The following is a 25,062-nucleotide window of genomic DNA, read 5'->3' as shown; positions in this document are numbered from 1 at the left end:
TACCGCCCGCCAGCGCCCGAAACCATCATCCCGATGGATCACAGGCCGATGATGCACTAACAATCAACTTGGACCAGTCAGTTGAGGCTGCTCAGTGGGATCGCTTCTCGGCCATTGGAAACCACTCGTTCCGCGAAACTGTTCCAAGCGTCCAAGGAATAGTTGAAGTTTTGGATTCCCGGGCCGTGCGCCTTCTTTCCGGTCTCCACGGTTGTACAGCTATGTCGAGGTTCTTGTAGGCATGATCGTTTCGGCGTCAGCAGCTTATTGTCACGGTCGGACCGTCGAGTTCAAGTCGTTGTTTGTCTCCCGTCAGCCAAGCAGCTAGTTTCTGTGCGACCAGATCGACTTGATCTGATCTTCGCAGTGCACATTCCCAAACCGTTGCGACTCGCCAACCATCCTTCAGCAGCATGCTGAGTGCGGTTCTGTCTCTAGCTAGGTTGGCGTTGAACTTGGCCTGCCAGAATTCCACGCGCGTCGATGGTGTGGTGGCATAACGACATCCCTCATGCCGATGCCAAAAACAACCATGCACAAAGATTACCGAATTGTACTTGGGGAGGACGATATCTGGCCGACCGTAAACCTTGCTGGAGTGCAGCCGATAACGAAAACCGCGCGCGTGCAGGGCTCGCCTGAGAACGAGCTCGGGCTTTGTGTTCTTTCCCTTGATCCCCGACATCATTCGGGAGCGGGTAGACTTGTCTACAACATCAACCACGTTCGGACTGGCCTTCATCTATGAACCTTGTATACACCGACTGATTGTTTGTCGTCAGGAGCCTGAATTGCCAGCCACTTTCGGAATCGTCGATCTGTTTGCTGGTCCGGGAGGGCTTGGCGAGGGATTTGCGTCTCTTGCTGAGCGCGGCCATGCACCATTCCGTATCGGTATCTCGGTGGAGAAGGAGACTTCGGCCCATTGGACACTCAGACTTCGCGCGTTCTTGCGTGAATACCATGAACGTCATGGCTATCTTCCCAACGAGTTCATCGATTTTCATTCAGGGGACAGCCTCGAGCCTGATTGGAAGAACGTCGATGCCGAAGCGTGGCGAGCTGCGGAGACGGAAGCTCGTGCGCTTGAGCTCGGTACGGATGCTGCAGCCAACGCGATCGATGGCGCCATTCGCGAACTGAAGGCGAAGTACGACGACACCATCCTGATCGGCGGTCCGCCATGCCAAGCCTATTCTTTGGTGGGACGGGCTCGATCGAAAGGTAAGGTGGGTTACGTGCCGGAGGAAGATGAGCGACACTATCTCTTCCGCGAGTACATTCGTGTTCTGAACAAGCTTCGCCCCGCCGCATTCGTGATGGAGAACGTGAAGGGAATGCTTTCCTCAACGGTCGAAAGCCGTTTGGTGTTCGAAATGTTGATGGAAGACCTGTCTTCCTTGGGTACAGGTCGCGGACATCAATATGAGCTCTTTGCGATAAAGATTGATGACGGGGTTGTCGCATTGAAGCAGGCAGCGCTGCCTTCGGATTTCATCGTACGCGCAGAGAAGTTCGGGATTCCGCAGAGACGCCACCGTGTCATCATCATCGGAATCCGTTCGGATTTGGCAAGCGGGGCGACCGACGCCTTAATCCCAATCAGGAGCTTAGATCGAACCGTAAGTGACGTAATCGGCACGATGCCCTCCCTTCGTAGTGGCATTAGTCGCGGGATGGACGACCCGAAGACGTGGCGACGGGATGTGGTGGATGCCGCAAGGCAACTGGCCGGCCTGCATACCGGGAAGGAAAATGGTTCGCTGCGCAAGGCGTTCACTACAGTTGCAAGGGAACTCAAGAAGACAGCCCCAGCAAACAGGTCGAGCTCCAGTCTTCCTGAAGGTTACGGCGCATCGAATGATGAACTGCTTCGCTGGTTGGAACGACCCGAATTGCGCGCGGTTTCACAACACGAAACCCGTGGGCACATGACGTCGGACCTTGGCCGATACCTGTACGCATCCGTGTTCGGTAGCGTCCGCGGTTACAGCCCGAAGGCTGCCGACTTTCCCTCCGCAATTAGCCCGGATCATCGCAGTTGGTCGACAGGTGCCTTCAACGATCGCTTTAGAGTGCAACTGGCTGACCAGGCAGCGACGACGATCACAAGCCACATCTCGAAAGACGGTCACTACTTCATTCACCCCGATCCGATACAATGCCGAAGCTTGACGGTGCGCGAAGCCGCACGCCTGCAGACGTTTCCTGACGACTATCTGTTTCTTGGAAATCGAACACAGCAATACGTCCAGGTAGGCAATGCAGTTCCTCCCTTCCTTGCGCAGAAGATTGCAGCGCTAATAAATACTGTGCTCACGTAAACATCCGCTTGAATTCATATCTTGGCACATTGAACTCGGGTCAGTATCCCATTCATATTGAAGAATGCATCCCCTCAAAAAATCAGGGAGTCCGCTCCTGACTCGTCCATGATGACCTGGCTCTCGTTCCTGCTCTTCAAGCGCAAGGCAAGCTGCGTTGGCAGCTTCGATCACGGGTTGGCATTGATTGTTTGATCGTTGTAGCGGCCGGAAGATACGGACACTTCAATGCGCTGATTCTGACGATTGGCCTAGTTTTGATTTATGGTGCATTTCCATATCGCGAAGAAGCTGTCCAATCGGCGCGTTTTGAAAGCCATTGAATTTTAGATGGCGCATGCCGTTTTCTTCTGTCTTTTCCCAAATGGTGAACAAGCACCACATTAATGCTCTTCGGTGGCGATCTATCGTGACTGCGCTTAGCTTAGAAAGCTGATCAACAATAATCGCAGCACGATGTGCCGGAATTCGTTCAAAGAATCTAAGGTCGCGACCAAAGAACAAGTCATTCAGCGGCCTTAACTGGGTCGAGTTTTCACTTACAGCCCGCGGCCAAGACACATCTGCCGAGGCGTTCAAAGCCTGCAGCAATGCACCACCAGTGACTTCAGTACTCATTACATGGACGCTCGCATCACTATCACGCGTCATCTCGGGAGGACGTGGGCCACAATACCATTCGTCACTCGACAACGACCGGAGGAACCGACTTGCTTGCTGAAGTGTTCCGCTCCCAAATGCTGCATAGCGGATTTGTTCGTACAGTCGAGCGCGCTTGGATAGATCATCCATCAGCCACCCGCCTAGAATGAACGGAGCAAGTGCCGTAGCCCCATTTCGGATACCACAGATTCTTGCAAATTCAGTCCACTTGGACGGAAACGGTACCACTCGTTCGCCTGTTTCGGTGGCACCCTGGGCGTACTCTATCATGTCATAGACTAGCATGTCGGAACGTTCGTCGGGCATGGAAATTCAAACCCTATAGCGCGTATTCAGACAGGTCATGTCCAAGTTCCCGCAGACGTTTGTCGAGTTGCTCCATCGAACGCAGATCTGATCGTCCCAGGGGCGAGCCTCTTCCGATCTTCCGCAATGCCGCCGAGGACTTGGGCGACAGAATACGATGTCTCTTGGCAAGTGTTTCGACTTCACCTGCGCGGCCCATGAGTTGCATCAGGAGCGACTCGAACTCGATCGAACGGTCGGTTCGTTTCGCGGCAACAGCTGACTTTGCTTCGCTCTTTACCTCTTGCTCAAGCACGGAAAACACGGACACATCCTCTGGTACCGTCAGTTCGGCAGATTTGACCCGCGCCCAACAGGCTTGTTGCTTGGCATACTCACTGATGTTGCGGACTTCCTCGGGCGGGGATTTCAGCAATTGGGCGATCTGAGGGGCGATGTCCTCCAGCGCCATTCGGAGATCATCTCCGACACTCTGCGACTTCCATACCTGTACGAGATCGATCTGGCTCGAGTGCTTGGAGGCCAAGTGGTTCACCAGCCAAGCCACTGTATATGTAACGATGTTTGCCTTGTATCCGCGATCCTGCTTGTACCAGTCGGAGAGGCCAACCATGCGGTCGGTCCAGCGGAATACAATCGCCTTGGCGATAGCCCTCTTGAAGTAATCGTCGTTGAACCGATCCGGGTTTGCATCCCAGGACTTTCCGACACCTTCGGCAAATGACAGGAAACACTTCTGTGCCCCGGTGCTTACGACATGCGGTTTGCAATCGAACGTTGCCTGGTACTTTGCCAGATCGGTTTTCTGAAGGGTCTGGTCCTTGGGGAACTCGGCCTCGAATTTCTTGCGAGACGATGCATTTCCATAGGCCAGCCGGTCCTTGTATTGGCCACGGGCACGTTCGTAGAACCACTTGGTTGAGGCAAGAGAACCGGCTTTCGGTGGTGCTGACACGCGTCGCGATATCTTCTCGAGTTCGACATGAAACGGATGGCTGGAGAAGAAGTCGGTTTCGCTGATACGGTTCTGAGTATTCGCAAAGCGCGAGATCTGCGGAACCACCTCCTCGATGCTGTTCGGCTCGACGACAGAGAGTTTCATCTGCACAAAGACAGAACCCAGATCGCTGTCATTTCTATCCTTCGAATAGAGAATTGAAGCCGTAGTTTGTCCCCCGTTAACAATCTGCAGATCCTTGATGGACCTGATGCCGAGAGTTCCGTCATCAAGCTGCGAAAGCTCGACGTCTCGTGCCGTCGCCGTCAAACCATTGTTGAAGGCGAAGAACATCTCAGGAGACTTTTCAATGGTCTGGATAATCCCTTTGTTGACCTTGGTCCTCGCCTGGAGAAATGTCCGTACGTTCTGCTCAAGAAGCCGAGCGCCGTACAAACCGTAGATTGATGCGAGCAGCTCACCCGGCATGACAACCAGATACGACTGGTATTCACTGCCGCCCACATGGGCCTTGAGGCAAGGCAAGGGCGCCCCGTTCAGATCTGCAATATCGATCTCAATCGGTTCTGGACCACCGTGTGATTTCAGGATCTCGGCGTATCTGCCGAAGTCAAAAAGGTTGTAGGTGATCGGGCGCTCGAGAACCGTGCTTGCCTCGACAGACCTTCTCATCGAGATCCTTGCGTTGGTAAACAGAACGGCGCGGATCCTCTTGATCCTCGTCCTGTTCACGTGGATTGGATACGCAGCCTGAAATGCAGGACTTGTTTCCTCAAGGCTGTTCAGAAATTCCGCCTGCATCGCTTGCTCGACAAAGCGCTGCACTTGCAGGAATGACCTGGCGACTGCTTCGGCATTGATCGTTTCTGGAGTGTCGCTGCCCCTGAAGTCGCAGACCGCAAGGTGGAGCTCGCCTCTGTCCAGATCCAGGGCAAAACCGTCTATCCGATAGCCACCGCGTCCATCTCTCCGCGCGGGTGCATAGGTAAGATCCCCGCAATCGCCATTCTCGGACGCTACTTCGGAGAAGTATTCGAAAAACACGGTCTCCTGCGCTTCGCCAGATACCTCTGCTTCGCGAAGGATGTCTTCACGAAGCTCGGTGTATGTCGCTTCGAACTCACTCTGTTCCATCGTAAATTTTTCCCAAGGCTTCTTCATGTCCCAGTTCGAAAGGCCCGCACGCCGCGACTTCGACGGCATACGATACACCAGTCACTCCTTGGGGGAGTTTTTCGGGTGTGATCCTCGGGAACCCAGGACGGATGTCATAAAAGGATCTTCCAACAGAAGACCATGCGGTTTCATCGTATTCCGGCCGTTCGATCCACCCAGCTTCCACAAGAGCTGCACCAAAAAGATCAACGGCTTCTGGCGACCGCGTTCCAAGTACCTGCGCTATCTCGGCGACCAGCTCATTCAGTGTACATTTAGGACTTCCGGCGCTATCGGCCGGACTTACGATCTGATGCACCACCGTTATCGAACAGGAACGAGTATCCAGTTGTTCCGCCGAAGAGATCTTCAATCGCTTGTCGGCAGTACTCAGCTGGGTCTTGACCTCGACAATCTGCGTACCGACAACGAAGTCCTGTTCGTCTCCATATGGTCCACGCCAGGAATTCACTGCATCAACCGGGTGGAGTCTTTCGAGTGCATAGTCCCTGAGGAAGAGAAGCTCTCCGACCAGACCGATAATCTGGTTCCTTGACAGGAGCTTGTCGCGCCTTCTGCGAAGCAGCTCGAACCAACGGATCAGGCGGTTTGCGACGATGATGATCCCGCGACCGCTTTCGCCATCTCCGAGCTGCCTCGTCGCGTCAAGGAGATTTCGACAGAGCGCGCCGAACACGTCCTTCTGATCTGGATCCTTGAGAGTAAGCGATAGCCGGCAATCTGCTTGCCCAGTCCGAACAACGCCGACGTCGATCTCGGAGAATTCGGGAAGCGTCGGTACATCGTCGACGGAAACTTGTCCCTCGATGGAGAAGACGTACCGTCCGTAGAAATCCCTACCTCGAAAGAACGCGAGCGGATGCTTGGGATCAGCGCGCATCTCTGAATTGTACCCGGGATGATCCGGCCGGGCGATGTCGGACCAGGGATCAGACATAGTCACCCTCCGCAATCGCGTCTTCGTCGTCGTCGGGTTCCGCGGAGAGCAGGTCAAGTTGCTTCCGGTAGACCTGGTTGACCTGGTAGGTCCGGGTCACAGGTTCTTTGGAGGTACCCGGGAGGCAGAAGCTCAGCGAAACAACGGGATCGGTCAGATCGAGCTTATCGTGCGGCGGTTCTCCGTCCCTTAGCTCTGCAAGTTCTCCATTTGTGCTGAACACGTGAATTAGGAGCAGCGGCCTATCTCTTTCCATGCAGTACTTCGTGTCGCCTTTGTGATTACCGGCCTGTTCGGCGGCTGAGATTTGCTCTTGGGTGAGAAAGAGTTTTGCATCTGCTGGGTCAGCCACGCGGTTCCTCCCCCCGTACACACGATAGGTGTTTCCACGGGCATGCCCCTTTTCTCTTTCCCGGATCGAGATGCCGAGACTGAAGGGGTCCTTGCAAGAATTTGCCTTTCGGGCGCTGCGACCCGGAATTGCCACGTCCCACTCGCCGAGTTTCTCGTCGAGCCTGTCTCGGACATAGTCCGCGAGGAGGGAAGAGTCCCCACTGATCCTCGAGAGATCCCCGTGCTGTGCAGGAAACTGGAACGAACTCATCAGGCGTAGAATTTCCTGCCCGGGTATCCCTTGCCAACCCGCAGATGGCATAGTCTTTCCCGATTTGCCGGCGGGCTTGCGTTCCGGTTCTCCCAGTCCGCTCAGGAAGTTCCGCAACAACTCGACATTGGACCTATTGATATCGCGGTCATTGAAGAGGACGTGACCCTCGACGTGCCGACCGGAGTAGTCTTGCGCGATTGTCATGGTCTTGGCCGAACGCATCTTGTTGGCGGCAGTTATACGGATCGCGGTCGGGCTTTGGCGCACCCTCAAGCCGAAGTCGGAGGGCGTGGCCTTGATCTCCTGCATTCGCTTTACTTCGCTCCGAAGCTCTTCGATGGCTTCGTTTATGTAGAGGTAGTGTTCATACGACACTTCCGGCAGGTAGACGCGACAGAGATCCTCGTATCCGGGCCGGTAACCGAACCAGCGAGCCATCTGCATCAGCGTGTCGGAAGCGGCCGTGTTTCGAAGGATGTAGGAGACAGTGAGGCCCTCCAATGTGAGACCTCTCGAGAGAGCCAACCCGCCGATTGCAATCACATGCAGGCCTTCATCTTTGTAGTTGGAGTAGTCGAGGCCGCCTCCTCTCATGTTGACGGTTGCGGTCACGATCGATTTGAGACCGCCATGCAGTACTCCGAGCACCTCATCAAACGTGAATTCAGTTCCCGAAAACTCGTTTTCAAAGTCCTCGCAAAGATCTTGGATTACGGGGTCCTTCAGGGCGTCATCGCCCAGCCCGGCACTGACGGATACCGCAGACTTGAGATCTTCAAGATACTTATACGCGAGACCCTGAACCGCTTCCTGAATGTCGTTGAAGCGACTCACATTGATCATCATGGTACAGTGCTTTGAACCGTCGCCTCGGAGGATCCGAAGCGCCCTCGTCAGAACGAAGACACGGATCGCGCGAAGGAGAGATGGCGGCAGGACATCTGGCGCCTCGTGACGCTTGTGCTTCAATGGCAAGATGTCGCGATAATCTCCGACTATCCGCACCATTGGGTCATGAAGATCGCCGTCTTCGTCGAAGACCCGTGTCGCACCCACGTAATTGGATGGAGGATCCAGTGCCTTGATGAAGTCCCTAGGGAAGAGATCGTCACCGAGCATCGAGTGCTCAGTTTCGGGATCGATAAAGATGTTGGCAAACGGCGTGGCTGTATAGCCCACATAGGATGATCGATCGAACAAAGAGAGTACTTCTCGCATCACACCGTTGATTGCGGTCACGCGTCCAGGATCCTTCTGCGTGTTCACCGAAGCATTGTCGGCCTCGTCGTCGATCAACAAGAGTGGCTCGCTGATACTTTCGCCGTGGTTTTCATGACTCAGCCAATCGCGCAGCAGGCGAAGTGTCGTAAGGTTCTTCTTCACAACGAAGATGATTGGTTCGTTCAGGGCAGAGAGGCTTACACCGTAGGTAGAAGCAGCTTCTGTTCGGAAATCCTTGTCCCGCGAGGTACCGCGAGCAGGAAACCGTTTCTCTGATGCATACTGAACGATTGGCATCGGCTCGGTCACCACCTGCCCAAACACCGATTTCCGACCAATGAAGTATTCGTCCAGACGCTCTTGTGTTTGGGATCGAAGAGTATTGGTTAGCCCAGCGAGCAGGATAACTATCTTGTAGCCTGCATCGGCCGCCTTGCAGATGAGCGCGGAATAGTTGGTGGTCTTGCCTGACTGAACATGTCCTATGACCATGCCGCGCCGGTTCCACGGATCAGATTCTGCCGGGTCACCGCAATATCCGAGAACCTCGTTGGACACTCTGTCGAGAGTAGCCACCACTTGTGGCGGAAGCATTCCGCGATCGAGGTAGTACCTCTTGAGGCGCTCCCAGTAAAAGAAATTGATGTCCTTCTGTCGCCTCGGAAGCCATTCGCGGAACTGCGTAGAGACTGTCGCACCATTTCTTTGGAGAACCGAGTAGCTCGCTTCCAGCTCCTTGACGAGCTCTTCGAGCTTCTTCTTTGCGAGTACGTTGGCAAATGGGCTTTCGAGCACAACGGCGTTTATGGTGCCACTTGGTAGAGGCTTGCCGTACGCGAGATGTTCCGCGAAATCAGCATCGATCTTTTGCCGGAAGTAGGCCAATTCCGCATTAAGGTTGTTCATCGAACCAGCCTTTCTTCTCAAGATAACTCTGCACAAGGGGCCAGTTGGAGGCGAACGGATCGGTACTCCGAAGTAGCTCGGCCAAGTCGTTGAAGCTTCCGTCGGCCTCAATGAGCATGCTGGGAACCGCAGCCTCCAGAAGCTCTATGAAGCGCCCGGGGTCGGCCTCGGTCTGGTTGAGGCTGTCCATGTCTTTTACGGCATCGTTCCCGAATGCAGCGACTGGAAACGTCTGCTCGATTGCCTTGATTGCAGCTCGCGCAAAATCCTGTCCCTCCCCATCGACAGTCTTCAACAACTGAGAGATCAACGGGTGTTCGCGGTTGATTTCGTACCTAACCTCTCCTTGGCGGGCGTATCGGTTCCAGACGCTGACCGTGCCGGGCTGATCGATTTTTCCACCCTTGCTCCGGAAGACCCTCGAAGACTTTCCCTTGAGACCATCGACGATCTGCTTCAATCGGTTTCGTAGTGCGGCCGGAAGCTGTGCGTCTGACTTGTCGATTGTTATCTTCCACATGTCGTCGAGCGTGTTTGGTATGTCGACGCCGATTCGAACAAGCTGCGATAGTTCGCCGTACTTGGCGAGCCGGAACCACGTCCCATGGATGATCAGACGGTGATTGCGGTAAACGTAGAAACCCTGGTTGCGCAGAAATCCCTCTTCACCACCAAGTCTCTCGTGATCGGTGAGTTTGAGCTTCGAGAAGTGCGGCAGGATGAACGGTGAGATTTCCACGTTCTGGTCACCCACCTTGAGCGGTTCGACAGGGATCGCCTGAGTTGCATTGTGCGCCCGGTAGAAAGGATCCGCAGCCTCGATCGGCGTTCCGTTCATGCGGATGGCAAGTTTCTTCCCATGCACTTCGCCGGAAAGGAACTTGTGGAAGATCAGTGCAAGCCTGCTGCGGGCATGACTCACGACTTGGTTGAAATGCTGATGCGAGATCTGCCCAGCTTCCGAGAGACGGTCGCAGTTTTGCCAAATGATCTCTGTGCCGAACCGCTCCGTTATTTCCGTCGAACTGGTCTCAGAGAGGTCAAGGTCCGAAAGGACACCCATTCGAAATTCGTCGATATCGTCGAGATCCCAGCGCGCACCAAAGGTTCCGGCAGCGGTGTTTGAGATAACTGTCAGGCGCTTGCATTGAGAGAAGGAAGCAGACTTCATTCCCCAACCAAACCGCCCGAGATCGTCGGGCGATCTATCCGCAATAGGATTCGAGCTGGCCGGCCGCATCGCCAGGTGCAGTGCAGCCTCATCCATTCCCAACCCGTCATCGATGACTCGGACCTCGGGATCTCCATCATTGAACAGGCAACGGATCTCGATCCTCTTGGCCTTTGCGGTAATGCTGTTGTCAATAAGGTCGGCGAGGGCAGCCGCGAGGTCGTAGTTTCCAAAACTACGCGCAGACATCATCAGGGCCGAGGCGTCGGGAGGATTGTGAACAAAGTCCATCTGTCTGCTCTCTTGGCTTGACGATACCTTAGACCCGATGCCAACAATCCGTGTCGGCTCAAAATCGGAGGAGTGCGCTTTTCCGTTTGCCAGCAATGTTTCCGCCTTTCGCCCAAGGATTGCAATGACAGACCCATGTTCAAGTGTTGCGCCGGGGTCCCTCGGCTGCAATGGAGATGGTGGCTCCTTGTGCGAAATACTTTGGAAAAGCTGCCAGATTCATGCTTTTTTTGGACAATCCGTGCCGAAATCTGACGGTCAGCTCGGGATGCCGCTTGGTGGATCACCTGTTGGCGTGATCTTGAGACTCTCACGAGCACAGACTGACGCGCACCGAGGGATCGGTGTGGCTTGATCTGATCGCGCCAAAAGGGCGAGTCGCAATCATGGCTTGGGGTCGGGGGGCACAGTGCATTGCCTTGAGGTCTGCTTGTGCTCGGTGCGTATCTGCATTCATCCGCGGGCGGACTGGCAGCCGAACCACGGGGTGCGTGCGACATCCCGTCGACTGGGTTGCGTGGTAACGGGCCGGGTTTTGTTTTTCGGCGGGGGGGCACGACTTGGTGGGTGGGTGTCAGACTCGGTCGGGATGGTGGTTCAAAATGTAAACGCCTGACCCTCATGAGTAGGCTCAGAGGGACAATTGACTATCGATCCGTCCAGCATCTTGTCACTCGCTCGTCACTCTAGCGTCACTCTTGTCACTCGACCTCGCAGCGAGTGGCGCCTGGCACAACAATACCCATTGTGTTCAGTTGATGGGCGTGCGATCCTCGTTTCGTCAATGAAACAAGGGGCTTGCTTAGCTGCCATGCCAACGTGAATTGACAGACAAGAGGGCGAGAATTGCTTGCCGGAATGGTAGAGCACTGTCTTCGGGAGGCAGGGGTCGGAGGTTCGAATCCTCTCACTCCGACCAATAAAACAAGGCGCCCAAGGGTGCTTTTTTGCTTTCAGCGTATTTCCCGCAACGATTCCCGCAACGTTTCGCGGGTTGTTTTTGCTCAATTCATCCCAACCGGCAGAAATCTACCACAGCAGGGGACCCTGATATCTTCTAGCCCCTAGTAACCGCAGCTTTCTTGGGCGCATCCAGGCTTTAGGAACGGTAGAAATTCTACGGGGTTTCGCGCAAGATCGCAGAAAAGGCAGTGGCGTTTTCCGGGGTCATGCCGCGCATGCCCAAGCTAAAAAAATCGCCGAAGGCGACGGACGGAAGATCCAGCACGTTTGGATCGAGGAAGAGACCCAGACAATCAAAAACACCAACTTTGTAGTACATTCGATGTTCCAACCCTTTGCCGCCCGCGAAAGTAACCTCATCACAGGGCTACAACAGGGCTTTGGCGCGGCCACGGCGGAACGGATTGTCGACACACTGCGCAGCCAGAGCTCCGAAATTCGGCCGGTGGTGCCTCCTCAATGCGCTGTCACGAATGCGCAGCGTTCAAGTGTTCGTTTCTAGTCGAATGCTTTTGAGGGATTTTTGCATGGCAACAATAAGCGCATCTCGCTCGGCCGCGAGTGTCTGCGGGGATCGACCGTTTGCTTCTTCGTTTATGCCCTGAACCAACGTTTCGATAACGTCGTCGTTCAAGTATGGCTGACCCAACCCGTCCCACCATCCGTTAAACGTATCCCGGAAGTGATCGCAAAAGGCGCGCAGACCGCCCTCTCCCGCGCCTAGATTGAACAACATCGTCGGCCCCATCGCCGCCCATCGCAGACCGGGGCCCGCCCACATGGCCTTGTCAATGTCTTCGACCGAAGCAACGCCCTCGACAGCCATATAGACCGCTTCGCGCCAGACGGCTGCCTGAAGGCGGTTCGCCACATGGCCAGGCATGCCTTTCCTGATGCGGATCGTGACCTTGCCTATGTCGTGATAAAACGCTTCGGCTCGTTCGAGAACGCCATCACCTGTTTGCGCGTTCGCGGTGAGCTCCACCAACGGGATCAGATGAGGCGGGTTGAACGGGTGTCCGAGGATGAAAGGCGCGGGGTCTTGCCAGCCAGCTTGCAAAGCCGCCAGTGTCATGCCTGATGTGGAACTGGAAACGATCGCATCCTCGCTCAGGGCTGGTTCGACTTCAGAATAGAGTGCGTGTTTGATCGCTTCTCTTTCTGGAACATTCTCCTGCACGAAGTCCGCACCATCGACCGCAGATGCTGCTGTTTCTGCAAACGCCAATGCGTTCGGAGAGGCTCTGTCGGTCAGGCCGAGTTCTTCAAGCGTGGGCCAAGCTGTTTCAATGAAAGCGCGGGTTTGCTCTTCAGAGTTTGGTGCCGGGTCATAGACAGTAACTGATCGACCAGCCGCGAGAAACAGCGCAGCCCAGCTTGCACCAATAACGCCAGCACCAAGAATTGCAGTATGTGAGATCCCCGACATCAGAACACTCCGGGGTTGAGTGGCGACGCGGCCGTCATGCCCCCGTCGACGGTAAAGAACTGACCGGTTGCGAAGCTTGCCTCGTCAGAGGCGAGCCAGACAGCCATGGATGCAATATCATCCGGCTCGCCAAACCGACGAACGGGATGACGGGCCAGTGCGTCTTGCCTTGCTGCGACAGGATCCTTTGCAAGTTCGAACGCGGCCTCAAGCATGCCGGTATTGATCCATCCCGGACAAATCGCATTGCACCGCAGGCTTGGGCCATGATCCACGGCGATAGATCGCGTGAGCCCATGCACGAAAGCTTTGGACGCATTGTAGAGAGCCATCGAAGGGTCCGCGACCTTGCCAGAGATTGAGCCGATATTGATGATGCTCCCGCCGGATTTCATAGTCGGAATAAAGGCACGGCAGCAGTTGAACACCCCTCGACAGTTGGCGCCGATCACTAGATCCCAATCCGCGTCGGTGCTTTCCGTCACTGACTTTTCCACCTGGACCCCGGCATTGTTGACGAGAATGTCCAACGCACCCACAGCCTCGGCTACCATTTGGACGTTCACCGGATCACTGACGTCCAGATCGTGCCATTCACAGGGCAGGCCGTCAGGGGCTCCACCCCGCCCGCAGGTCACCACCTCGGCGCCTTCCTTCAGGAAAGCACCGACGATGGCGCGTCCAATTCCCTGGCGCCCGCCAGTAACAAACGCTTTTTTTCCTGCAAGCCGCATCAGTGCGCCACCATCACATGACGGATCGACGTATAGGCGTCGAGCGCATAGACGCTCATATCACAGCCCGTGCCGGAGCCTTTCATCGCGGCCCAAGGCATTTCAGGTGTGCCGACACCATGCGTATTGACCCATGTGAACCCGTAGCGCAGGCGAGATGAAATCGACATTGCCCGTCCCACGTCAGTCGTCCAGACCGAGGATGCCAGTCCGTATCGACCTGAATTCGCCACTTTTACGGCATGATCCGCGTCCGAGAAACGGGAAAGCGTCACAACGGGCCCAAAGACCTCATCCGTTGCGATCTCTGCTGAATTGTCGACGTTTGCTAACACCGTCGGTTGATAGAAGAACCCGTTTCCATCTCCGCTTGCGCCACCTGTGACGATCTCGCATCCAGGGCGTGCGCGGTCGACAAAGGCGGAAACGCGGTCGTGCTGAGCTGCGGAAACCATCGGACCCATTTCGGTGCCCTCAGCCTTGGGCGCGCCAACTTTAATTTCTTTTACTTGCGCTTCGACCATGGCGGCGAATTTTTCATACACACTGTCCTGGACCAGGATCCGGCACGGTTGCGCACAATCCTGCCCGGCATTGAAAAAGCTCCCATAGCGGATCGTTTCGGCCACAGCGCCCAGGTCGGCATCATCAAAAACAATGACGGGGGCCTTGCCACCCAGTTCCAGATGCACATGGCGGATTTGCTCGCTGGCGGCGCGCATGGCGGCCATGCCGGTGGCCGGAGACCCCGTGACGGTGATCGCTTCCATTTGAGGGCTGTTGATCAATTGATCCCCGATCGTGGGACCACGCCCGTGAATCACATTCAGCACCCCTTTGGACAAGACGTCGTGCAAAAGTTCAGCAAGGCGCAGCGTGGACAAAGGTGTGATCTCGGAAGGCTTCAGAACAACTGTACAGCCGGCTGCAAGAGGGGCTGCAAGTTTCCAGGCGGCCATCATCAACGGATAATTCCAAGGGGCAATCGCCGCCACGGGGCCAACGGGGTCGCGGCGGATCATGCTTGTGTGGCCTGCTACATACTCGCCCGCGGCCGATCCCGTCATGGTCCGGGCCGCCCCTGCAAAGAAGCGGAATGTGTCGATGGTAAGAGGGAACTCATCATCGCGTGCCGATGGCCAGGGTTTGCCGACATCAAGACTTTCAAGCTCCGCCAACTCGTCCTGATTGGCTTCGATAATATCGGCGATTTGCATCAGCAGCGCAGCCCGTTCGGCCGGTGGGACATGTCGGAAGGTTTCGAACGCCTCTTCAGATGACCTTACTGCGGCCTCTACCTGGTCCGAACTGGCCTCTGCGACCTGACCAATCTTCTCTCCAGTCGCGGGATTCAAAATGGCCAGGGCCTCACCCTCCCCTTCCACCATCTCCCCATTGATAAGCAATTTGCCTTGCATACCTGTACCCTTCTATCAGAAATTCACCCGGTCCGCGCCCTTGAGCGCGAGCCGCTCTCTGGCTTCCGCAGGTGTTGCAACCTCAAGCCCGAGGTTTTCCACGATGTCTCGAATTTTCCGGACCTGCTGGGCATTGGATGTCGCCAGTTCGCCCTTGCCGATAAACAGGCTGTCTTCGAGCCCCACACGAAGGTTGCCCCCCAACAGGGCCGCCTGAGTCGCAAAGGGCATCTGATGGCGCCCCGCGGCCAGCACCGACCATTCGTAGTTTTCCGGCCCGAACAGCCGGTCGGCTATGGTGTGCATGTGCATCAGGTTGTCGAGATCAGCGCCCACACCGCCGAGGATTCCGAACACCATCTGAATAAAAAACGGTGGCTTGATCAGACCCTGATCAACGAACCATTTTACATTGTAGAGATGACCAAGATCGTAGCACTCGAATTCGAACCGTGTGCCATGTTCACCCCCAAGCTTTTCGATGGCGTAGCGAATTGTCCCGAACGTGTTGGGAAAGATGAAATCCTCGGTCATTTCGAGGAAAGGGCGTTCCCAATCATGCTGAAACTCGGTGTATTTCTGAAGCATCGGGAAGATTCCGAAATTCAGCGACCCCACATTGAGGGATGCCATTTCGGGGCTTGTTGTCGTGGCCGCCAACATGCGTTCGTCCATGGACATACCAAGACCACCGCCGGTTGAAACGTTGATCACGGCATCTGTGGATTGTTTGATGACAGGCATAAATTGCTGGAACAATTCTGGCCTGGGATCGGGTTTGCCGGTCTCGGGATGGCGGGCATGCAAATGGATAATGGAGGCCCCGGCCTCGGCGGCTTCTATGCTGGCCGTTGCGATCTCGGTTGGTGTAATGGGCAGATGAGGGCTCATTGTCGGGGTGTGGATGCCCCCGGTCGGTGCGCATGTGATGATTACGGATTTTGGCATTCCGGGGCCTCCTGCGAAACAACACGGCGCAAATGGTAACGCACCTCTTTGGGTCGGTAGATCAGGTGAATCTCGGGGGGTTCACCAAGCGCATAGCGTGGCCGTAAAGCACCCTTGTCGGCGACCTTCCTGGGGTTGACGGCGCATTTCATAGCCGCATCTGCTGGACTTGAGCGCTAAGGCCTCCATCCAGCACCCAAAGCTGTCCGCTTGCATATCGGGCCTCATCGCTGGCGAGCCAGTTCACGAGGTTTGCGATATCGTCTGGCGTTCCATAAGTGCGCATCGGGTGCACATCGCGCACAGCTTGCTGAAGCTGGTCAATCGTCTTGCCGCCGCCACCCGAGCCGTCGCCGGTGAAAAAGCTTTGAAGCATCGGTGTGTCGATGTAGCCAGGGCAAATCGCGTTGACCCGGATGCCTTCGGGCCCGTGATCGCAGGCCATCGCGCGGGTCAGGGCATGAACCGCACCTTTCGTTGCACAATATGCCGCCAGTCCCGGATCTGCGATGAAACCGTCATATGATCCGAAGTTAATGACAGAGGCAGAACTGCCGCTCTTTGCCGCCTTGCGCATCAAAGGTAGCGCATATTTGGACGTCAGGAATGTGCCTGTCACGTTCACCGCAAACGAGCGGTTCCATTCTTCAAGGCTTGTATCCTCAATTGTTTTTTCGATCTCGATGCCCGCAGCGTTCACGAGAATATCGAGTTTGCCGTGCTCAGTCTTTATCCTCTCCATAGCTGCAATGGCCTCGGGTTCTGAGGTGACATCAAGTCGGAGAAAATGGCTATCGGCCCCTGCTGGGTTGGACACGGATCCGCTTTCACTGAGATCGGCTGCGTAGACAACGGCCCCTTCTCGGGTCAGCCGATCCACGATCGCACGGCCGATGCCGCCCCGTCCGCCCGTCACAAGGGCCACCTTGCCGTCTTGAATATCCATCAGTTTGTTTCCCCCATCGGTGGAAAGCGATAGCGCGCGGCTGCCGCAGTCCAATCCATGTGATTGCGAACATATTCCTGACTGGCGTCGCGCGGCGGGTTGTAATCCCATGGCTCGCTTGCCCCGGCCTCCATCGCGGCATGAAGCGCGCGCCTCGATTTCTGGGTGCGCATAACATCAGCCCGGAGCCTTTCGCTGTCCCATCTCTCAGCGACTTCGCATGCAAAGGCAGCGGCTGCATCACTGTAGGCCGGGTCATCCGCCAAGTTTACACGCTCATCCGGGTCCCGAGACAGGTCATAGAGCTGCGGTGGATCCACATCGCAGTGAATATACTTCAGTGTCCCGCGCCGGATCATGAAGACAGGCCAAGGTGTCATCTCTGCGCAGTATTCGCCGATGGCAATGTCCTCTGGTGCATCCTCCCCACGCGTCAAGGGCATCAGGGACCGACCGTCAACTGGCTCGCCCAGCATGTCGGGTGTCCCTCCGGCAACCTCCAGGAAGGTCGGAAGCAGGTCGACGAGAGAGCACGCGTGAGGCGCCGTGCCTTCGGCCACATCCGGGCCTGCGAAGATTAAGGGCACACGGGCAGAGTGTTCGAAGAACGTCATCTTGTACCAAAGACCCCGTTCACCCAGCATGTCTCCATGATCCGCTGTCACAATGATCAATGTGTTGTCAATCTGACCCGTTTCTTCCAGCGCCTTGACGATCGCGCCGACTTTACTGTCGAAATAGCTCACATTTGCCAGATAAGCGCGCCGTGCGCGGCCGATTTCTTCATCCGAAAGCGGCACAGTGGAGGCTTCGATCCCATCCATCACACGGCGTGAGAACGGGTCGTGCTCTTCCAGAGAGAGGCCTTGCGGCAAGTCGACTTCGTAATCGGCGTAGAGATCCCAGAATTCTGGCTTCGCCACATATGGATCGTGAGGATGGATGAAACTCGCCACCAAGCAGAACGGAGAGACGTCGCCGGCTGCGTGATCCCGTCCTCGCTCAATCAGCCAACGGCGCGCTGCGAACTCGACCTCGTCATCGTAATCCGTTTGGAATGTCGCGATTGCCACACCGCTTTCCTTGACGGTCTGCATGTTGTGGTACCACTTGTCGATCCGCTCATCATGGGCTTCCCAGTCCGGCGTCCAAGCGAAATCGGCGGGATAGATATCGGTCGTAATCCGATCTTGAAACCCATGCATCTGGTCAGGTCCGACGAAGTGCATCTTGCCTGACAGGCACGTGCGATATCCCAGAGCCTTGAGGTAGTGTGCAAATGTAGGCACGCTGGCACGGAATTCCGACGCGTTGTCATAAGCCGCAATTCGGCTGACATATTGCCCGGACATGAAAGCAAATCGCGACGGCGCACAGAGCGGCGAGTTGCAATAAGCGGCGTCAAATCGCATCCCGCGTGCCGCGAGTTTGTCCATATGCGGGGTTTTGGCGCCCTTATGCCCATAAGCACCAATGAAATGTGGTGCCAACTGATCGGCCATCACCACAACAATATTCGGTTGCGTCATGGAGCGGCCTTTGCGTAAGCATCAAGTACCAGCCCGTGGAAGTGATGAACGGCATGTTCGGATTTGCCGGATCCTGAAGGGTCCGACACGATTCGACCTTGCGTAAAGGCCGGCGTTTTCATTCCTCGCTGTACACTTTCGACCAGATTGATGTCTTCAACCTGAAGCACTTCATCCAGATAGCGCATCGCGTCGATTTCCATCGGATCAGGCTCGGGCGTCTCAAGAAAAAAGTCATAGGTCTCCAACGTGCGATCTGCTCCGACCGGAATGACATTCAGCACGATCATGCTGGACCGGCCCGGGTATCGCATCAGACAAGTTGTGGGCCACAGCCACCAGACCGCATGGGTCTTTACAGTCGCGTTGGAGACGTCGTAGGCGGAGTTGGCGTTCTGCCCCGCCTCTGCCATGTGGCTGGAATAAATACCGTAGGTCGTGACCTTGTACGTATCCATGTCCACAAGATCGCAAAAATCCTTGTGGGCGGTCGGGCAGTGGTAGCATTCAAGGAAGTTGTCGACGACATTCTTCCAATTCGACTTGATATCGTATGTCAGTCTTTTCCCGAAGGTGAGTTGTTCGATATCAGGGGCCCAGTGGCGGATTTCGGTCTCCAGATCGCCGGATTGATCCGACAGCGAGGCAGCTTGCGTGTCGAGATTGACGAAAACGAATCCGGCAAACTCTTCCACTTGAACAGCATCCAGGCAGATATCGCGTGGCGTGAAGGCCTCAAGGTGATCTGTTTCAGGTGCGCGGACAAGTTGACCGTCAAGCTTGTAGACCCAAGCATGGTAGGGACACATGATACGGGTCGTCTCGCCTTCGCCACTCAACAGTTCATGGGCGCGGTGTTTGCAGACGTTGTAGAAGGCGCGCAAGACCCCTTCCCTATCCCTGACGACAGCGATTGGGTGCCCCGCGATATGTGTGGCGACGTATGACCCTGGCGTACGCAGCTTTTCGACGTGACAAACCCATTGCCAAGACTTGGCAAGGATCTCCGTACGGTCGACCTCAAACCAGTTTGCGTCAATGTAAGCCTCTTTGCGCAACGAAAGCGCACGATTTGGATCTGGGTCAAAGCCATACTTGATTGCTTCGAACGCATTTTGATCTGGAAACTGCGTCATGGCTGTCCTCACGACTGGAATCAGGAACTCACTGCACCAGCATTTCGCGGATCAAACCACAAGACTTACCATGAATCGCCGACTACTTAACCTTTTTCGCCTTAGGCTTTGGTGCGCGGTGCATTGGCCATGCTCGGAACTCGAATGGAATGCGTCCCTGCACACGATCCTTGCTCGGCGGGAGACCGAAGCGGTCCTTGTAGGCCCGACTAAAGTGGACCTGGCTTGAAAATCCGCTCGCAAAGGCAATCTCCGACATGGTCAGGTCAGTTTGGGTTACAAGGCCGCGGGCCCGGTCGAGGCGGATATCGCGGTAGTAAAGTGCTGGCGTTTTTCGCACGCATTGCGCAAAGAGCCGATCAAGTTGCCTATGTGATAACCCAACATGCCTGCAAACCTCCGCAATGGAGAGTGGCGTTTCAAGGTTTGCCTCCATGACACGAATTGCGGCACGCACATTTGTTGGAACAGAGTTGCCCAAAGGCTCGGTATTCTCGGGGTACTGCAATGCCCCGTGGGCGCGTATCGGGGGGGCAAACACATAGCGTGCAGCGGCATTTGCAAGAGCGCTACCATGAGACTGCTGGATCAGATGCAGGGCAAGATCGAGCGAAGCCGCACCCCCACTGCAAGTCACACGACGGCGATCAATAACCCAAAGCGCTTCACTGATGCCCGTCTTGGGGAACAATTCTTGAAACGCATCTATATGTTCGTAATGGACTGTTGCCGTATAGTTTTCCAGCAACCCGGCATGGGCCAGAATAAAGGCACCTGTATCTAGCCCGCCCAAGATTGCCTGACGTTTCGCGGCATTTCTGAGGTTCGCGCGCAACGCAGCAGAAACATGGCGCTCCGGCTCCCAACTTGACGAGACGAAAAGCATGTCCGCTTTGTTCATTCCAGCCTCTGAGAACCTGGCAGTGTTGACTTCAACGCCATTGCTGGCCGTCACCATTCCGCCCGCCTCGGACACAAGTTGCCATCGGAACAGTGTTGTTCCCTCGAGATAGTTGGCGGCACGAAAGGGATCGATAAATGACATCGTGGCCGCCAAGTTGAAAAATGGTGTTACAGCGATTCTCAGTTCGGTTGTTCTGTCCGGCCCGCCGCCCTCGACCATGTCGCCAACTCCCTTCTGTTCATTCTCAACGGTAGACAGTGCGGCCAGACAAGTAAAATCGACGACCAACTCAAGGCTGAATCAGGCGCGAAGCGCAACGTGCCTTGCAGCGACTCAAGCTTATCTTTCGCCTCGAACTTCGACGAAGGATCTTCCAATTTTGGCTGTCTGACTTAAGCACCCACCGGGTAGATTTAGGGATCTGTGTAGCGGAGGGGTTCGAGTTCATTGAACCTATTGGCAAGCCAAGATGACAAAGAAATCCGGAACTTAGAAAGACGCAGATTAAAAGCTGGTCAGGAACATCAAACGCAAGACCCGCAAACATTACTGGGCCGAATAGAATGTCGGTAATGTCCCGGCCGGTCTGCGCGCTGAGGATCGCATTGCGGCGCTGTGTCTCCGCGAGGGCATTACCGAAAGCTTTTATTACTTCTGGTCGAAGGAGTTCCCGAAAGCTTGGAGAGCCCGTCTTGCGGGCGACACGGCTCGGTAGGTGACCGCCCCTGAGACCTCGGACTGAGATCACGTCATGGTCGCACACGAGCCAAGGCTGCTCAGCGAAAACGGCTCGACATACGCCGCGGGTGATTTGGCGGACTGTCTCGGATCACGTGCACGGTGCGCCGCACCACACACAAACCCCACTCCAGTTCGAGCGTTGGTACCAAACTAAGAAGCACTGGGTTCTCTTGGAAATTTACTTCCTACCCGGAGGTTTTGAGCGACAGATCGGCACCTTTGTCGATCACAACAACTACTGTTACCCCAAGAGCCCGGCCAACTTGACGCCCGCCGACGTCTACCATGGCCGAGGCGCCGAAATCCTGAACATAAGAGTGGAGATCAAGAAGCAAACAATCAGAAACCGAAGGTTTCAGAACCAAGCCGCTACCACTTTTACTCAAACGTAAACCGAACCAGAGCCTCCGTTACAAAGAGACCAACGCCAAAAAAATCTGAAAACGGGTGGTCGAGATCCATCTCGCATTACTTGTGCCAAAGAACAGCGCACAGCTCACTTTCAATCGGTGACCTGCCCCGCGCCGATTATTGTTCCGAGAACAAATTGTGTCGCGGGATCAATTTCACCCCTCACGATAAGCGCTTGAAATTGGTGATTCAGGGCGGTCTCGCCCCAGTTCCGCATGGCAACTGCGATCCGCGGCGCTAGATTACGGTCCTTTTCGAGTTCACTCGCGAAAATGCCAATAATCTGAGCGCGAAGTTCAGGCAAAACCGTGCCGCCTTCGGTCAAAGCCCGGATCAGGGATTGCTTTTCGGGCGGTTGCCAGCCGGGGCGCTGCAGTGCTCGCTCAATCGCAGTAACTGCAAGGGCGCCGTCGATTTCGATACCTGCGAGAGCCCATTCATAAAGGTTTTGACCATTGCTTTTCAAAACCTGTTCAAATCGCGAACGCACAACAGAGGCTGCCTGTTCATCAGATTGCAAGCCAAGCAGACGCACCGCGACGGGTATGTAACTGATCCTGTTCAGACTACGAAATTCTTGCAGGAGCTGCTCAGTGGGCACCGTGTTCCGAAGTGGATGAACAAATTCATATGGGGCACGGTAGATTTCAACCATAGCGATATTTCTCAGCACATGATCTTCGTGGCTTAGATAGCCCGCAAAGAACATAACACGCTCCGAGCCGTCATTGTCGCCGTACGCCCACGATCCTCCAACAGCTGTCAAAACCTCAACAAACCGAGATCTATCTGGCGTCATCATGAATAAGCGCTTCCAGCTTCGTGAAATGCTACGCCCTGCACCATCCTTGTCGGTTGCGCCATAGGTGTAGAGAACCGTCTTTTCTGGATTGGACCGGAAAGCTGCGCGGGTCTTGCTGTCGATCAGAAACGGTATTTCCGGCAGCGTTGAGATTTTCTGTTCTGTCCCTCTCAGAATGTGAACCGGAGAAAACCGGAACGGGTTGTCCGGTGTGGGACCGGCCAGAACGATAATATCCGCGGAAATAATGTGATCAGCCGACGAAGCCTCAGGCAAAGTCACGCAGACTGAGCAAGCTTGCAAAGGTCTAGAGGTCACCAAGAAGATGGCCAGAATACAAAGCAGTGAGAGAGAATTCGTTATTACGCGCATAAGATACTGATATTATTTAGTTTATGTGTTCCTTTTTACCTGTCGGCACTTGAGTTGGCACAATAATCTGTAACTCAACTTAGTTTAGAATGCGAATCTTCGACAGTGACTAAGCTCAGAACCCCGTGACGCGCTTGACCAGACAGAAAAGCAAAGACCAGACATTCCAGAAACGCCGCGTTCTGCATAAACACAGCGCGCTGCAGATTGAAGTTACAGCGAGCTTGACCCTCTTAAACCAATCAAGCGATCGTGGTCCTAGTCATAGGATGACAGACATTGCCGACAACAGTCTAAGGGGTCTTTTAGCGATCGCAAAACGCACCCGGGACTCCGGCCCCGATCAGTCGGCCAAGTAAACCGTTTCACCGGTTTCAATTGCCTGTTGTGCCGCTTGCCCCATCCTGACAGCCCAGAGGCCGTCCTTCAAACTCACATCCGGTTTTGCTGTTTCGCCACGAAGTACGGACAGGAACCCTTTGTGCTGATAGTAGGTCGACCCATTGTGATCCCCAGCCGCCAAAAGGGTGGGGTCCACCGGAACGTCCATTGATACCGGTCCTTTGGGATTGCGCGGGCTCAGGATCACCTGCGGCAACGGCGGGGCTCCCAAATGGTCGGGCCAGAATCGTCCGGGTCCGGGGACAAACGCCTCGATCTTGGCGTCCGGTCCGACGGCCGATATTTCTTCTTGATAGCGTGAGCCTTCGGCAAACATGCAAAGTTCCAACATCGCGCGCGCACCCGAAGCAAAGTCGACCAGAACATAGCCGTGATCCAGAATATCCGGGGTTTGACCGTCGTAACTTTCGTCCAGATGGTTCACCGCCTGCCCGCCGCTTGCCGTGATGCGCACCGGATCGGATTGCAATACCAGACGCATCAGGTCGAAGAAGTGGCAGCATTTCTCGACGAATGTACCGCCGGTATTTCGGTTGAACCGGTTCCAGTTGCCTACCTTGTCGAGGAAGGGAAAACGATGCTCGCGGATCGACAGCATTTTGACCCCACCTGTCGCCTCGGCCTTGTCGATCAAAGCAGCGATAGGTGGCATGTACCGGTATTCCATCGCAACCCAAATCGGGCAGGGGTAGTCGCGCTGCAACTGCTCGAGCCGGGGCGCGTCCTGCGGGTCGGTGAACAATGGTTTTTCTACCAGAAGCGGCAGAGGACGTGTTTCTGCGATTTCGCAGATCTGGTCCACATGAAGATGGTTCGGGCTGACAATGACGACGCAGTCCAGTTCCTCTACCGCCAGTAGCTCTTGCACGGAACCTACCATGGTTGCAGTTGGCGCAATTTCCTTGGCGGCTTTTGCCATCTCCTGATCGGGTTCATAGATCGCAGCCACACTGGCACCTTCCAGCAATCCGATATTGTGCAGGTGCTCTTGCCCCATCATTCCGCATCCAATCAGCCCGTAATTGATGGTCCGGGTCATGCGCGATTCCTTTTATTTCAGACGTTGTACGTAGTTGGCCCGATCCGGGTCGAACCAAGTTTTTGAGAATTCGACGGGTTCGGCGCTTTCCGACCAGCTGAACCGCTCGATGTAACCGACTGCTTGGCCGGCTGGCTTGGTGAAGTCAGAAGGCGTCCAGTCCGGTAGAGGCCGGACCGAAACCCTGTCTTCTGCTCTTGCGATCCAAAAGCCCAACTGGCGCTGATAATAGCGATAGAGCGAGTCGGACAGCAGGCTCTGGTCGATCAGGCCCGCTGATTCGTCCAGCCAGATTTCTTCGACAGCGATGATTGTGTCATTCAGGTAGCGCATCCGCCGGACACGCGAACCGGCGTCAGAAGTACCGAATTTCGGCAGATCGGCCGGCTTTTTCAGATGGTCAACCGACAGGATATCCGCACGAGGCAAGCCGCCCCCTTCGGGCAGTTCCAGCCTGAACATCGCATAGACGCTGTTTTGCGTACCGGTCTCGCGGATGTAGTTGCCCGAGCCCTGGATACGCTCCAACATCCCCTTTTTTTCCAGCTCAGAGAGCGATTTTCGCAGCGTTCCAACCGAGACATTCAGCTCTGCGGCCATCTCGCGCTCGGGCGGCAATCGTTCACCGTCAATAAGGCGACCAGCCGCGATGTCACGGATCAGAAGTTCCGCGATCTGAATATATACCGGCAGGGCATTGGGGTTTCGGTTGGATGCAGGCACGGCAG

At 55.4% G+C, this 25,062-nt stretch carries 19 protein-coding genes and 1 pseudogene; 2 read left to right on the top strand and 18 right to left on the bottom strand.

Annotation, left to right across the window (positions count from 1 at the left end):
• Positions 1–256 precede the first annotated feature (256 nt).
• Positions 257–685 carry a very short patch repair endonuclease gene (locus tag GOW60_RS20400; protein ID WP_371813401.1) on the bottom strand — a complete coding sequence of 143 codons (429 nt, stop codon included), beginning with the start codon at positions 683–685 and terminating at the stop codon, positions 257–259.
• A gap of 106 nt (positions 686–791) precedes the next feature.
• Between GOW60_RS20400 and GOW60_RS20395 the strand changes: the two genes are divergently transcribed.
• Positions 792–2,324: a DNA cytosine methyltransferase gene (locus tag GOW60_RS20395; protein ID WP_171230720.1), complete on the top strand. Its 1,533-nt coding sequence runs from the start codon at positions 792–794 to the stop codon at positions 2,322–2,324.
• Between the two features lie 225 nt (positions 2,325–2,549).
• On the opposite strand, the gene GOW60_RS20390 is transcribed toward GOW60_RS20395, so the two are convergent.
• The 14 genes from GOW60_RS20390 to GOW60_RS20325 all read right to left on the bottom strand — a co-directional run bounded on the left by GOW60_RS20390 (position 2,550) and on the right by GOW60_RS20325 (position 20,786).
• Complete coding sequence (locus GOW60_RS20390) at positions 2,550–3,293, bottom strand: hypothetical protein (protein ID WP_171230719.1); 744 nt, start codon at positions 3,291–3,293, stop codon at positions 2,550–2,552.
• A gap of 13 nt (positions 3,294–3,306) precedes the next feature.
• The gene (locus tag GOW60_RS20385; protein ID WP_171230718.1) at positions 3,307–5,412 is read right to left on the bottom strand and encodes an AIPR family protein; all 2,106 of its coding nucleotides are present in this window, start codon (positions 5,410–5,412) and stop codon (positions 3,307–3,309) included.
• Positions 5,372–6,364 carry a PD-(D/E)XK motif protein gene (locus tag GOW60_RS20380; protein ID WP_171230717.1) on the bottom strand — a complete coding sequence of 331 codons (993 nt, stop codon included), beginning with the start codon at positions 6,362–6,364 and terminating at the stop codon, positions 5,372–5,374. The genes GOW60_RS20385 and GOW60_RS20380 overlap by 41 nt, the downstream gene beginning before the upstream one ends.
• Positions 6,357–9,098 (bottom strand): Z1 domain-containing protein, encoded by a 2,742-nt coding sequence (locus tag GOW60_RS20375; protein ID WP_171230716.1) that lies wholly within the window; start codon positions 9,096–9,098, stop codon positions 6,357–6,359. Before GOW60_RS20375 ends, GOW60_RS20380 begins: the two co-directional genes overlap by 8 nt.
• Positions 9,085–10,560 (bottom strand): ATP-binding protein, encoded by a 1,476-nt coding sequence (locus GOW60_RS20370; protein ID WP_171230715.1) that lies wholly within the window; start codon positions 10,558–10,560, stop codon positions 9,085–9,087. Before GOW60_RS20370 ends, GOW60_RS20375 begins: the two co-directional genes overlap by 14 nt.
• Positions 10,561–11,677: 1,117 nt before the next feature.
• Positions 11,678–11,842 carry a hypothetical protein gene (locus GOW60_RS20365; RefSeq protein WP_171230714.1) on the bottom strand — a complete coding sequence of 55 codons (165 nt, stop codon included), beginning with the start codon at positions 11,840–11,842 and terminating at the stop codon, positions 11,678–11,680.
• A 165-nt stretch (positions 11,843–12,007) separates the two neighbouring features.
• A complete protein-coding gene (locus GOW60_RS20360; protein ID WP_171230713.1) occupies positions 12,008–12,952 on the bottom strand; it encodes a 3-hydroxyacyl-CoA dehydrogenase NAD-binding domain-containing protein in 945 nt (314 codons plus the stop codon).
• Entirely contained in the window at positions 12,952–13,686 is a 735-nt protein-coding gene (locus GOW60_RS20355; RefSeq protein ID WP_152460178.1) for an SDR family NAD(P)-dependent oxidoreductase, read from the bottom strand. The genes GOW60_RS20360 and GOW60_RS20355 overlap by 1 nt, the downstream gene beginning before the upstream one ends.
• Positions 13,686–15,104, bottom strand: a complete 1,419-nt coding sequence (locus GOW60_RS20350; RefSeq protein WP_171230712.1) for an aminobutyraldehyde dehydrogenase — start codon at positions 15,102–15,104, stop codon at positions 13,686–13,688. The genes GOW60_RS20355 and GOW60_RS20350 overlap by 1 nt, the downstream gene beginning before the upstream one ends.
• A gap of 15 nt (positions 15,105–15,119) precedes the next feature.
• Positions 15,120–16,052 (bottom strand): 3-keto-5-aminohexanoate cleavage protein, encoded by a 933-nt coding sequence (locus GOW60_RS20345; RefSeq protein WP_171205052.1) that lies wholly within the window; start codon positions 16,050–16,052, stop codon positions 15,120–15,122.
• A gap of 148 nt (positions 16,053–16,200) precedes the next feature.
• On the bottom strand, positions 16,201–16,998 hold the full coding sequence (locus tag GOW60_RS20340) for an SDR family NAD(P)-dependent oxidoreductase (protein WP_152460175.1): 798 nt from the start codon (positions 16,996–16,998) through the stop codon (positions 16,201–16,203).
• Entirely contained in the window at positions 16,998–18,527 is a 1,530-nt protein-coding gene (gene betC / locus GOW60_RS20335) for a choline-sulfatase (protein ID WP_171230711.1), read from the bottom strand. Before betC ends, GOW60_RS20340 begins: the two co-directional genes overlap by 1 nt.
• Complete coding sequence (locus GOW60_RS20330; RefSeq protein WP_171230710.1) at positions 18,524–19,663, bottom strand: SRPBCC family protein; 1,140 nt, start codon at positions 19,661–19,663, stop codon at positions 18,524–18,526. Before GOW60_RS20330 ends, betC begins: the two co-directional genes overlap by 4 nt.
• A gap of 82 nt (positions 19,664–19,745) precedes the next feature.
• Positions 19,746–20,786 (bottom strand): GlxA family transcriptional regulator, encoded by a 1,041-nt coding sequence (locus GOW60_RS20325; protein ID WP_171230709.1) that lies wholly within the window; start codon positions 20,784–20,786, stop codon positions 19,746–19,748.
• Between the two features lie 292 nt (positions 20,787–21,078).
• Between GOW60_RS20325 and GOW60_RS20320 the strand changes: the two are divergent.
• Positions 21,079–21,700, top strand: a pseudogene (locus GOW60_RS20320) (hypothetical protein).
• Positions 21,701–21,810: 110 nt separating this feature from the next.
• Here the strand turns inward: GOW60_RS20320 and GOW60_RS20315 are convergent.
• The 3 genes from GOW60_RS20315 to GOW60_RS20305 all read right to left on the bottom strand — a co-directional run bounded on the left by GOW60_RS20315 (position 21,811) and on the right by GOW60_RS20305 (position 25,057).
• Positions 21,811–22,803, bottom strand: coding sequence for a hypothetical protein (locus GOW60_RS20315; RefSeq protein WP_171230708.1), 993 nt, complete (start codon positions 22,801–22,803; stop codon positions 21,811–21,813).
• 433 nt (positions 22,804–23,236) lie between these two features.
• Positions 23,237–24,334, bottom strand: coding sequence for a Gfo/Idh/MocA family protein (locus GOW60_RS20310; RefSeq protein WP_171230707.1), 1,098 nt, complete (start codon positions 24,332–24,334; stop codon positions 23,237–23,239).
• A 12-nt stretch (positions 24,335–24,346) separates the two neighbouring features.
• On the bottom strand, positions 24,347–25,057 hold the full coding sequence (locus GOW60_RS20305) for a GntR family transcriptional regulator (RefSeq protein WP_171230706.1): 711 nt from the start codon (positions 25,055–25,057) through the stop codon (positions 24,347–24,349).
• Between the last annotated feature and the right edge of the window lie 5 nt (positions 25,058–25,062).

Origin of the sequence: Ruegeria sp. HKCCA4008 (genome assembly GCF_013033125.1) — a bacterium.
GTDB lineage: Bacteria > Pseudomonadota > Alphaproteobacteria > Rhodobacterales > Rhodobacteraceae > Ruegeria.
Note: the sequence above shows the minus strand (reverse complement) of the source record. Positions and strands in the feature narration are given on the sequence as shown.

Bases quoted from the DNA above. Each gene is read 5' to 3' on its own strand.
- GOW60_RS20400 (WP_371813401.1), bottom strand. From the start codon at position 685: ATGTCGGGGATCAAGGGAAAGAACACAAAGCCCGAGCTCGTTCTCAGG.
- GOW60_RS20390 (WP_171230719.1), bottom strand. From the start codon at position 3,293: ATGCCCGACGAACGTTCCGACATGCTAGTCTATGACATGATAGAGTAC.
- GOW60_RS20385 (WP_171230718.1), bottom strand. From the start codon at position 5,412: ATGAAGAAGCCTTGGGAAAAATTTACGATGGAACAGAGTGAGTTCGAA.
- GOW60_RS20380 (WP_171230717.1), bottom strand. From the start codon at position 6,364: ATGTCTGATCCCTGGTCCGACATCGCCCGGCCGGATCATCCCGGGTAC.
- GOW60_RS20375 (WP_171230716.1), bottom strand. From the start codon at position 9,098: ATGAACAACCTTAATGCGGAATTGGCCTACTTCCGGCAAAAGATCGAT.
- GOW60_RS20370 (WP_171230715.1), bottom strand. From the start codon at position 10,560: ATGGACTTTGTTCACAATCCTCCCGACGCCTCGGCCCTGATGATGTCT.
- GOW60_RS20365 (WP_171230714.1), bottom strand. From the start codon at position 11,842: ATGTACTACAAAGTTGGTGTTTTTGATTGTCTGGGTCTCTTCCTCGAT.
- GOW60_RS20360 (WP_171230713.1), bottom strand. From the start codon at position 12,952: ATGTCGGGGATCTCACATACTGCAATTCTTGGTGCTGGCGTTATTGGT.
- GOW60_RS20355 (WP_152460178.1), bottom strand. From the start codon at position 13,686: ATGCGGCTTGCAGGAAAAAAAGCGTTTGTTACTGGCGGGCGCCAGGGA.
- GOW60_RS20350 (WP_171230712.1), bottom strand. From the start codon at position 15,104: ATGCAAGGCAAATTGCTTATCAATGGGGAGATGGTGGAAGGGGAGGGT.
- GOW60_RS20345 (WP_171205052.1), bottom strand. From the start codon at position 16,052: ATGCCAAAATCCGTAATCATCACATGCGCACCGACCGGGGGCATCCAC.
- GOW60_RS20340 (WP_152460175.1), bottom strand. From the start codon at position 16,998: ATGGATATTCAAGACGGCAAGGTGGCCCTTGTGACGGGCGGACGGGGC.
- betC (WP_171230711.1), bottom strand. From the start codon at position 18,527: ATGACGCAACCGAATATTGTTGTGGTGATGGCCGATCAGTTGGCACCA.
- GOW60_RS20330 (WP_171230710.1), bottom strand. From the start codon at position 19,663: ATGACGCAGTTTCCAGATCAAAATGCGTTCGAAGCAATCAAGTATGGC.
- GOW60_RS20325 (WP_171230709.1), bottom strand. From the start codon at position 20,786: ATGGTCGAGGGCGGCGGGCCGGACAGAACAACCGAACTGAGAATCGCT.
- GOW60_RS20310 (WP_171230707.1), bottom strand. From the start codon at position 24,334: ATGACCCGGACCATCAATTACGGGCTGATTGGATGCGGAATGATGGGG.